Annotated in this window: 7 protein-coding genes; all 7 read left to right on the top strand. The window is 46.0% G+C overall.

What is annotated here, in order from left to right:
- Positions 1–40: 40 nt before the first annotated feature.
- The gene (yfeX, locus tag FDX04_RS14300; protein WP_042306924.1) at positions 41–940 is read left to right on the top strand and encodes a porphyrinogen peroxidase; all 900 of its coding nucleotides are present in this window, start codon (positions 41–43) and stop codon (positions 938–940) included.
- Positions 941–1203: 263 nt separating this feature from the next.
- Entirely contained in the window at positions 1204–2148 is a 945-nt protein-coding gene (locus FDX04_RS14295) for a hypothetical protein (RefSeq protein WP_137360607.1), read from the top strand.
- 6 nt (positions 2149–2154) lie between these two features.
- Positions 2155–3606 (top strand): MotA/TolQ/ExbB proton channel family protein, encoded by a 1452-nt coding sequence (locus FDX04_RS14290; RefSeq protein WP_137360608.1) that lies wholly within the window; start codon positions 2155–2157, stop codon positions 3604–3606.
- The gene (locus tag FDX04_RS14285; protein WP_170972915.1) at positions 3599–4939 is read left to right on the top strand and encodes a TolC family protein; all 1341 of its coding nucleotides are present in this window, start codon (positions 3599–3601) and stop codon (positions 4937–4939) included. The genes FDX04_RS14290 and FDX04_RS14285 overlap by 8 nt, the downstream gene beginning before the upstream one ends.
- Before the next feature lie 23 nt (positions 4940–4962).
- Positions 4963–6204: an HlyD family type I secretion periplasmic adaptor subunit gene (locus FDX04_RS14280; RefSeq protein ID WP_249935540.1), complete on the top strand. Its 1242-nt coding sequence runs from the start codon at positions 4963–4965 to the stop codon at positions 6202–6204.
- A 14-nt stretch (positions 6205–6218) separates the two neighbouring features.
- A complete protein-coding gene (locus FDX04_RS14275) occupies positions 6219–9392 on the top strand; it encodes an Ig-like domain-containing protein (protein WP_137371104.1) in 3174 nt (1057 codons plus the stop codon).
- A 1-nt stretch (position 9393) separates the two neighbouring features.
- Positions 9394–9696, top strand: a 303-nt coding sequence (locus FDX04_RS24490; RefSeq protein ID WP_249935541.1) for an Ig-like domain-containing protein, incomplete at its 3' end; no start/stop codon positions are given.

Here is a 9696-nt window from a genome sequence, read left to right as displayed (position 1 = left end):
TCCGGCTATGCCGGAGGATATTTATTTTTCAGGAGGAACAATGTCTCAGGTTCAGAGTGGCATTTTGCCAGAACATTGCCGTGCGGCGATTTGGATTGAAGCCAATGTTAAAGGCGACGTTGAGGCCCTGCGTGCGGCCAGCAAAATCTTTGCTGATAAACTGGCGACCTTTGAAGCGAAGTTCCCGGATGCGCATCTGGGCGCGGTTGTGGCTTTCGGCAACAACACCTGGCGTGCATTAAGCGGCGGCGTTGGGGCGGAAGAGTTAAAAGACTTTATCCCTTACGGTAAAGGCCTGGCGCCAGCCACCCAGTATGATGTGTTGATCCACATTCTCTCTTTGCGTCATGACGTGAATTTCTCCGTCGCGCAGGCAGCAATGGAAGCATTTGGTGACTGCATTGACGTCAAAGAAGAGATCCACGGTTTCCGTTGGGTTGAAGAACGCGATCTCAGCGGCTTTGTTGACGGTACGGAAAATCCGGCTGGTGAAGAAACGCGTCGTGAAGTCGCGGTGATCAAAGATGGCGTGGATGCTGGTGGCAGCTATGTATTTGTGCAGCGTTGGGAACATAACCTGAAGCAGCTTAACCGCATGAGCATTCACGACCAGGAAATGATGATTGGTCGTACCAAGGAAGCCAACGAAGAGATCGACGGTGATGACCGTCCGGTTACCTCTCACCTGAGCCGCGTTGATCTGAAAGAAGACGGTAAAGGGCTGAAAATTGTGCGCCAGAGCCTGCCATACGGCACGGCCAGCGGCACACACGGTCTCTATTTCTGCGCCTACTGCGCACGTCTGCACAACATTGAGCAGCAACTGCTGAGTATGTTTGGCGACACAGACGGTAAGCGCGACGCGATGCTGCGTTTCACCAAGCCGGTAACCGGTGGCTATTACTTTGCCCCGTCGCTGGACCGCCTGATGGCGCTGTGATGTATTAACATTTTTAGTAAAGTTGTCTACGGACAATACTGGAAAGGGTCAATTTTTATATTGCAACGGCTTCTGTAAAAAGAAGCCGTTTTTATATTCTGTAACCTGCTTTTTTGTTCATGGAATATATTAATGATTCATTTAATTGTTTTTAAAAAATACTTTATAAATAAAAGTAATGCTGAGGTATAGATAATATTATTTAAAAAATAAAAGAATAAACAGGTGGCTTTTTTACTTGATATTGTTTTTGTGAATGTTTTTTGTTTTTTTATATTGCTTATTGTATTGATGTTTTCTTAAAAATAAATGCCCATCTTTCTTTTATTGCTTTGGTAAATATAATATCCGCCAGGAACTATTCTAAATTGGTGTTTTTATGGAAGATTGGAACAATGGAAGAGAGTAACCCATGGCCAACGTTTGTTGATGCGTTTTCAACAGTGTTATGTATTTTTATATTTTTAATGTTAGTTTTCGTACTTAACAGTATGCTAATTATGTATGAAAGCTCTAAAAAACGTTACGAAGCACCTTCTCTGGTTGAACAAACTGTTCAGGCAGTAGCATCCCCGACACGCGGTAGCGAAGCCAGCAGCAGTGCTACCAGCATGACATCTAATCAAACCCGTACGGGTGATCAACTACAAAATAACCCTGCTGAAGGTGATAAAAAAAATGGTAGCCAGGACGCTGATGCCGATATGTTGGCTGCAGTTTCTTCAACTGATTCCACTGCGGCCTCTGATTCTACTGCCGCTTCAGCAGCGTCTACTGGTAGCGTAACGGAGCAGGCAAGCCATGAAGATAAGAAAAATGAAGTGATTAGACTGGCCGACAATCAAACTGCTACCTCGATTAAAGGGCAGGCTTCCGGTCAATTTGATACCTCGACAGCGACCCCATCCTGGGAGACTCAAGGCCACCAGTTTATTGTTCATTTTAAATCAATGGAGCAAGGCTATCCACAAGAGGTCATTGATGAGATGGATAAATGGTTTGGCGGAGATAAACCGGTCAGTATTGCAGTTTATGCCTATGTCAGCCCTTCTGTCGCTATTTCCGATGCTATGCGTCTGGCCTACGAACGCGGTGTGATCTTGCTGAAGGTCGTCAAAAGCAAATATCCCAACACGGAAGTTTCTATCTCAGTCGTTAATGATGCAACAACGTTGACGAATAGTGCCGTCATTACTAAGAGTGAATGATAAATAATGAATAACTTAAAGCGGTATCGTGCTTTTATTATTGCATTAGTGTTCGCATTTTTGCCTGTTATTTTGCTGTGTATGCCCGGTTTACGTGCCTATGTTTTTGAAACATGGCATGTCGCGGCATTCTACAGTTCCATCATTATTATTATGTATCTGACGGGCACATTTATTGTTATTTTCTCATTTATTGAAATAAGTAAGTGCGTAACTGTATTACGTAATAAGAATGCACAGAAACACTCTTATTTACTTGGTGATGCCAACAAGATTGTTTTCTCAGCGAGCCATGGTCTTGATGATGATACTGTTGCCACGCTGTATGAAAGCATGGATAACAGCGTGAATCGTAAGCAGAACCAGAGTCTGGCTGGGGTTATGACCTGCGCAAACCTGTCTACCATGATTGGCCTGTTGGGTACCTTCGCGGGCTTATCAATGACGATAGCGTCGGTCATCTCATTACTGGAGAAATCGCAAATCACCGGCGGTAACGAGGCAGATACATTAGGGATCATCGTCAGTGTGGTCTCCTCGCTTGCTGAACCACTTAAGGGAATGAATACTGCATTCGTTTCATCAATCTATGGGGTGGTGAGCGCTATTTTACTGAACGTGATGTGTTCTTTCCTGCGTGGAGAGTTTACCCGTTTAGCCATCGATTTACGCAATGCGCGCCTTGATTTCGTCAGAGAATGTCATGAGCGCAGTAAAAACGCTGCGATCGGAAAAACGAAAACCCTGCGTCTGATAACCGATCTGGACGATGTGATCAAAGAGTTTAAGGCGGGTATGTTCGGTTTTCAGGAACGTCTGACCAACGCATTCGACGCCAGCAACAACATGCTGAATTCACTTCTAAGTTGCACTGTAGAAGGTTCTCGTAAGGCTGAGATATTTAATGACACCCTTATTGCCGCGGTTCATCAACAGGTTGAACAGTTACAGCAAATAGATAAGTGCATCACCTCTAATCATTCCGTTTTGCTCGGGATAGAGAAAGAGGTCGGCGCGTCTACGCAAGCTCTGGTCAACCAGGGAATGCATCTTGCAGCGCTAACCGAAAGTCAATCTTTGCTGCAGGCCAGTCAGCAACAGCTGATGATTACGCTTGAGTCTCAGAGTAGTACGTTGGGTGAATTACTGGCCGCGCAAGCACATACCCATCATGCCGTCCTCGAGGTCAGTGATGGTATTGGAGACCTCGATGCCAACGTGGGTGAATTACATACCGTTGCTGAGCGCCACTTCAGCGAGCAGGCTTCACTTCTGGCTGGCATCTCCAACGCTGTAGAAACCGCCGAACGCCTCAACCTCGAGCGCCATCATGAAACCGTCGCCACGCTGGATAGCCAGTCACAGACGTTTGAACCCCTGCTTGGACAAATTGCCGGAATGCACCGCAACCTGCAAAAAGAAATTAATGTCCTTAAGGAGAAAAAAAGCCATGAATAAATCCGTCATTGCTTTGCTTATTCTGGGGAGTTCACTGCCGTTGGCCATCAGCGCTCATGCCGAAACGAGAGACCATACGTTGCCGCTGCGAACGTTAATTGTAGATGCCCTAAACTCGCAACCTTCTGTGGCCATTGCCTCGTGGGAGACCGAGATGCGTCACCAGGAGACGAACATGAGCAAAGCTTCTCTCTATCCGACGTTGGACGTTTCGTCAGAGGCAATCCATAAAAAAACGGACGAACATGATAATGAGCAGAACGTAGAGAATAAATTAACCCTCGCTTACCGTATCGCGGATTTTGGCGTCAGAAGCAACAATATTTCTAAGTCTGAGCAGCAGGAAGAGGCTAGTAAGTACGATTTCCAGCAGGAGTTGCTCACAACCGCACAAAAAACGGCCGATGCCTATTTGTCAGTGGAAAAAACCCGGCAGATACTTGCAGTGATCGACGACGAGAAAATTTTTTACAGGCAGATGCTGAATGATTTCTCCGATCTCATCGCCGCAGGCGCGGCGATGCAGTCGGATATCCGTAAAGTTCAGGTATCTATCGACTCTTTAAGCACCCAAGAGCTGAATTTCCGTGCGCAACTGGATACGCAATTGATGATGCTGCGTAATCTTACGGGAGACAATGTCACCGCTGAAAACTTGGGTAAGTTGCCTGATTTTTTCAATAAATACCCTTTTAATGCTGATAAAGATGCGGTTTATAAAAAAATCATGCAGGATAATCCGACGTATCTTTCTTTAATGAAAGCTATATCTGCAGCAAATGCTGAATATTCGGCGGCAAAATCAGCTAATTATCCGGTTGTGGATTTCAACGCCCACTACACGGACAATAATCCATCTAAAGATGCGCAGCAGGATGATTATGAGGATGAGATCCAGGTTGGCGTTAAAGTAGGCTTTAATATTTTTAATGGTTTTAAGAACCAATCAGAAGCTGCCAAATTTAGCGCGAAATATACCCAGGCAAAATTGGGTCTTGATGATTTTATTTTTAAAACCCGCAATAGTGTTGATGCTTCTGTCTCTAAATATATGACGGGAAAAGATTCATTAGCTATATCTAAACGATCTTATGAAAATGCTGGGAAACTCATTGAACTGTATAAAGAAGAGTTCAAATTGGGTCAAAAGTCGCTACTCGACTTTATCTCCAGCAGGAATGAACATTACCAGGCTAACCTGACAATGATTGAGTCACAATTCTCTATCTATCAGGCTAAGCTTGAACAGATGGCCCAACTCGCCGATCTGTTACATGAACTGTATCTGGAACCTGGCCAGATACTGCCTAAAAACGGTTCTCTGTCGCAATGAACAGGAAACAGTGTGACCATCTGATGATGGTCATCATCGTGATGACCTTTGTCATACTCCTACTTTTTAGCCTGATAAAGATAAATTCGGTCGTGCATGGCAGCGGTGTCATTATTACCAAGGATAATACTCAGGTCGTTTCTCTCTCTAAAGGAGGAACGATTGATGCAATACATGTCGCTGAAGGGGATTTTGTCACCAAAGGCCAGATCCTTGCCGAAACATCGAACTTTGATATTCAGAAAGAAAATGAGCGTACCCAAGCTCAGCACCGCTATCTTGCCTTATATATCAAAGAAATGATGTCCATTTTGGCCTGGAGTCAAGATTACACTCTCTTTGATATTAGCAATATCACAAATCAGGACTTGATTGGTAATATACAATTGTTAATTAGCCAGACCAAAACAAAGGATAACAAAATCAACAGCCTCAATTCTGAAATTGAGCGCTTAGGTATTTCTAAAATCAGCAAGAACAGCGAGCTAATGCTTGTTCAGGAAGAGGTTAATCTTCTTTCTCCTTTGGTTAAAAAGGGTATCAGTTCTTATACTACCCTGCTGGCAAAAAAACAGGCGGCAGAGCGTCTAAAGTCTGAGCTTATCGATCTTGAAAGCCAGATAGTGGCGAAATCAGAAGAGATAAAGGTAATCCATAGCGAGATTAATGACGATGTCTTTACTTTTCGTAATACCTTGTCGAAAAATCTTGTCGATGCTCAGCATGAAGCTGCGCTTAATGACTCTGCCATGAGTGTATTACAAAAGCAGATGAAAGAATCTCGCGTTCGATCGCCCATTGATGGCGTGATTTATCAAATCAACAAAAATGCCTTCACCAAAGGCGGCGTTATACAGGCCGCTGACTCGCTGTTTGAGATCAAACCGATGTCAACCAAAATGCTCGCGGAAGTAAAAATTCAGCCCAAAGATCGCGATCAAATTTATGTTGGTGGTTCGGTTAACGTGAAAATTCTCTCATTTATTCTCTCGGGTTCAAAACCTTATACCGGTGTGGTAGAGCAAATCAGTCCCGACTCCTACGAGGATACGGTTAATGGAAATACGGTGAGGTATTACAAAGCTATCGTAGAGTTCACTATCGGTACGAAAGAACGTGATGTTATCAAACCTGGGATGACGGTAGATGCTTTCATTATTACAGGTAACCACAGCATATTAAAATATCTCGCCTCGCCATTGTTGCGCGGCCTTCAACAAGTTTTCAGTGAGCCGGTCATCACTGACAGTAAATCAACTCATTAATTCAGGGTGATAATATGAGTAATACTATTTTTGCAAGCAATGATTCAGTGATCGACTTACAGCAGTATGGTGCTATGGATAGTGCCAAAGTCGTCATTAGTGGGACCGACTTTAAATTTATTTTTCCGGGTAATGTGGTGGTTAACATTATTAACGGCGCTCTCTATTCAAGCCTTGAAAATAACCACGTTCGCTTTAAATTCTATGGGAGTGATGTCTCTGGTCAGCAACTGCTGAAAACGATCGACTTAAGCAACCTTCAGCTTGAACGACTTGATTCTGCACTGTCAGATCAACGTCAGGAACATGTGCTGAAAGATAATATCAATATGATTAGCGAGATTGATGCGAAAGCCCTTGAAGAAGCTAAAAAAGAGGCTGCTGACCTGAAGCATGAAGCAGAAAAAATGCGTTCTGAAGCTGAAGAGGCGCAGAAAGCTTCTGCGGAAGTTCAAAAGCAGCTTGAGGAGTTTCTTAATGATAAAGCGCAGAGCAATGGCCAAAATGGCGCAGCCTCTCAGAACCAGGGAGAGGCGCAGCTGGATGCAAGCCTTTATCATAAGAAATATGACGATGACTCTGTCGCTGAGGCCAGTCGTTTAATTTTCTCTGATTACTCCTCCAGTTCATCCAGTTCTTCAAGCTCATCAGACTCTGACGAAACGACCGTAGACGTAAAACCTATCGATGTGACCCTTAAACTCGATGAGGGCAGTGATTCTGGTATAAAGAACGATAATATAACCAACATCACCACACCGCTGTTTGTGGGGTCCACCGATCCCGGTTTAACGGTTTCACTGCGCGTAGATGGTGTGGTTGTTGCCGTCACGACCTCCGATGCGATGGGCAACTTTTCATTCACTAGCGGAACGGTGCTGGCTGACGGGCAACACAACGTCCAGGTCGATGTGACGGACGGGCAGGGTGGAAGCGGTAGCGCGAAACTTATCGTCACCATTGATACTGTTATCGCAGCCCCTACTTTCGAACTTGACGATCAGTACGCCATTCCTGAAGCCGATCGTATCGAAGGCGAAAACCTTACCCGTTTTACCGATGCGAAAATTATTGGTGATGCTGAAGCAGGGTCGCAAGTTGCTATCTATTCCAATGGTGTTCTGCTTACCACGGTCACCGTAGATTCTGATGGCACCTGGTCGTATCAGTTTAGTGGTTCAGAATTAAATGAAGGCATTAATAATATTGAGATTGATGCTACGGATAAAGCGGGAAACACGGCATCAACGACCGGCGTTATTACGCTGGATACGATTCCTCCAGAAACACCCGTTATTATTCTTGATGAAGCCAGTGATACGGGGATGTCCTCGACCGATAGCCTGACCAATGATAAAACACCTTCCCTTCATGGTAATGCTGAACCAGACTCCACGCTTGAGTTATATCTTAATGGCTATAAAGTTGCCGATATCAGCGTGGATTCCATGGGGAACTGGCAATATACTCTGCCGGAAAATAAAATTACCGCTGACGGCGTTTATACTTTCGAAGTGGTTTCTTCCGATCGTGCCGGTAATACCTCAACCGCACAAATAGATGTTACTGTCGACACCGATATTGATGCGTTCACGCTGGCTATGACCAGCCAGTCAGATAGCGGAATTGCCGGAGACAATTATACCAACGATACTTATCCAGCGTTTACCGGTAAAACGGACCCAAATAGTCATATTGTGATCACTAACCTGACGACCGGGGAAACGATTGAAATCGATGCTACACAGAGTGGTAATTTCAGCTTTAACCTGGCGCAGGCCTCTGCAGAAGGGCAGAACGAACTCTCAATTACCGTAACCGATTATGCGGGCAACCAGCAAACCTTCAGCTACGAATATACCATTGATACAGTTGCTCCCGTATCGCCAGATATTGAACTGGATAAATATACGGTTTCAAAATCAGGCGACATACTAACAAATGACAGCACGCCAGCCTTTACCGGGACAGCAGAGGCGGGCAGTACGGTAACAATTTATATTGATGGCAAGGCCTATGGCACGGTGACGGCAAACCGCGATGGTATCTGGTCGTTTACCATGCCGAGCGATCTGGCTGAAGGTAGCCATACTGCAGTCGCTTATGCTACTGACCTTGCGGGAAATACTTCGGCATCATCTGCTGATTGTACTTTTATAGTCGATACAAGCACGACCTCACCCGTTGCCACTTTGCTGGCTGACGATGATACGGGGGTAAGTCAGACTGACTGGATCACCCGGCAAAATGACAATTTGACAATTGATGGGACTGCTGAAAAATACGCCACCATTACCGTGATGATCGACGGAAAAGCAGTGGGTACCACCCTGGCTGATGCTAATGGTAACTGGCAGTTCGAATATGATCCGAATCCAGCCCTTTCCGACGGCGATTATAGGCTAACTTTTCAGGCTCAGGATGAGGTAGGAAACACCTCGAGCAGCAGTTACGAATTGGTCATTGATACCGTCACCGTCACTCCGTCGCTTAAATTAGATCCGGGTTCAGATACGGGATCGTCGAATGATGATGGCATTACCAAAGAGACGCAGCCACTATTAACTGGAACGGCTGAAGCTAACGCGATGATCGAGATCTTTATTGATGGCACTTTGATCGGTCAGGTTGTCAGCGACAAAAATGGTGTCTGGAATTATCGAATCCCAGAAGAGGCGAACTTAGCTGATGGCGAGCATACCGTCGTCGTACGAGCTACAGATGTCGCAGGCAACAGTGCAAATTCAACCACGCTGGATATTGTCGTCGATAGTACGATCGAAACACCAACCATTCATCTTGATAGCGATAGCGGCATAAGTGATGCCGATCGCATTACCAATAGTGCTTCACCGGTTTTCTCCGGATCCGCTGAGGCTTATTCCAGTATCACTATTTATCAGGACGGTAAGGCGATAGCTAAAGTCAGCGCGGGCGCTAACGGAAACTGGTCTTACAGCTTCACGGGATCGCAGGCGTTGAACGATGGAAGCTATATTTTTTATATCACAGCAACAGATGTTGCAGGTAACTCTGCGACATCAGAAAAAATTCAGGTCACCATTGATACTCAAGTGTCTACCCCGACGGTGGACCTGGCAGACGCCAGCGACAGCGGCATCAGCGCGACGGACAACATCACCAACGACACCACCCCGGTGTTTCACGCCGCTGTTCACCATCGGTAATGTGGATGCGGACGCCGTCAGCGTGCAGGTGCTGATTAACGGCACTGCCTATGACGCCGTGCAGGCGGACGGGACGTGGACCTTTACCGCCCCGCAACTGGCGGACGGGGAGTACAGCATCACCGTGCAGGTGACGGATGACGCGGGGAACACCGCGACCTCGACCGCACTGGCTATCACCGTGGACACCACCGTGGCGGCCCCGGTCATCACCCTGAGCGACGACACCGGTACGGCGGGGGATAACCAGACCAACGTAGTGACACCGGGCTTTACCATCAGCACCGATGCGGATGCGGTGAGC

This window comes from Citrobacter sp. wls615, from assembly GCF_005281355.1.
In the GTDB taxonomy this organism is placed as follows: Bacteria; Pseudomonadota; Gammaproteobacteria; order Enterobacterales; family Enterobacteriaceae; genus Citrobacter; species Citrobacter werkmanii.
Note: the sequence above shows the minus strand (reverse complement) of the source record. Positions and strands in the feature narration are given on the sequence as shown.